The 1,618-nt window shown below is 37.8% G+C and carries 1 protein-coding gene; it reads right to left on the minus strand.

The genetic code is table 11. The annotated features are described in order from the left end of the window. Positions 1-457: 457 nt before the first annotated feature. A complete protein-coding gene (locus tag ACOV1R_RS16005; protein ID WP_103852010.1) occupies positions 458-949 on the minus strand; it encodes a hypothetical protein in 492 nt (163 codons plus the stop codon). Positions 950-1,618: the final 669 nt, after the last annotated feature.

Raw genomic sequence — 1,618 nt, forward strand, 5'->3', positions numbered from 1 at the left:
TTATTTTTAGTTGTTTGGATCACTGGCCTTGCGTAATAGCCCTGTACTTTCGTACTGCTTTACCGCCCGCCCCGTGCGTGGGGCCGCCGTTCGGAACTAACCTAAATACAAGTATAGATTAATTCCTAGTGGGAGTTTATAGCGGCGGCTCTCACTTGACCTGTCGACTTGTTTCATTAGCTCCGCTAACCGGCTGTCAGTCCTCGAAAGGTAAGATTAGTTGGCTTGGCTAGAATGTTGCCACTCTAGTAACGGGGCTTGGCTCCCCCGTGTTCCAGAAAAATTCAACTCTACCTACTTGAAAAATCTTACAATAGTAGGTAAAATGAACACATAAACTTTGATAAGAGTTGTGTGTTCCCCCGGTGCCCACCGAGGGAATTTTTTTGTCTATTTAATTTACTTACAAACATAATTATACCCCCCGACTACTTGAATAGTCGAGGGGTATTTTATATTAGCCTCGTTTTAACCAGTCAAAGAAACCCTTTTTAGGCGTTTTATTGTCTTCCACCTTATGATTATCCTCATTCGGTTCTAAACCATCTGTATCGTCCTTATTTGGGCTCTCACTACCCTTTTGTGGGGTGTTATCAGCATTACCATCTAACAATTTCTCATTTTGACGGTTAGTTGCTAAATTCAGTTGTTGCTGTTGATCCAGTAATTGCTGAAACTTGTCTATCTGATTATTTTTAGCCTTAATCTCTGCTTTAGCGTCTTCTAAGTCTGCACGTAATTGCTTCACTAGATCACTTTCATTGTCGGTCTTGGGACTACTTGAACTATTATAATAGCTTTCTATAGCCTCTACAGACTCTTTAGTGAAATTATACTTACCCTTAGCATCTTTCTTAGGCTGCTTATCAGCCGGTATTTCTTTGATTATCTGATAAATACGACCATTTGTAACATTTAATCGTTTAGCAATGCTTGATATAGTCTCCATTAACATTGCACTCCTATACTCAACAATTATAAGCCTACATCTAACTAAATAATCATAGTAAAAGGCTATGTATAGTATATTATAGTGGAACGATGCACTAAAGCAAGTCAACGAGGGCTTAGAATACGTCTCTCAACATATAATATAATTCTATCGTGGAGAGTTTTAAGGGTAGTGGCTGTTTTTGCTTGAAAGGTGGTGGTGCATATGCAATATACTGCACCCATACTAGGAAAAGTTTTCAGCCATGTTAGCTTGGTGCTGGTTTGGTCTAGCAGTCGCAAGACTTGCTTACCAAATTTATCGAGACAACAAAACCAAACAAAAAATACTAAGCTTAGTATTTTTTGTTTGTCACCTAAATTTGAGTTTTTTCCAACTTTTAACCAGAATCGTTTTAATCACTCATCCATTTGAACAATAGCCAGTCCTAGTTTACAACAGGTTTCGATTTTACTTCGTTTAGAATAGGTTATACTAGACAAAAAATCAGCTCCTAAAAAATGGGCTTGTGGTAAACACCATTTTAAAGGAAGCTGATATTTTTCCCGAACAGCGTTGGGATTAATTTTACAATCTACCTTCCATAAGTGAAAGTTTTTTCATAACATTCGTCTCCCTAAAAGGTTTTTAAAAGCAATAAAAAACAAACTTGGTATTGAAATGGCG

It is taken from the genome of Lactiplantibacillus sp. YT640 (assembly GCF_049745435.1).
Taxonomy (GTDB): domain Bacteria; phylum Bacillota; class Bacilli; order Lactobacillales; family Lactobacillaceae; genus Lactiplantibacillus; species Lactiplantibacillus plantarum.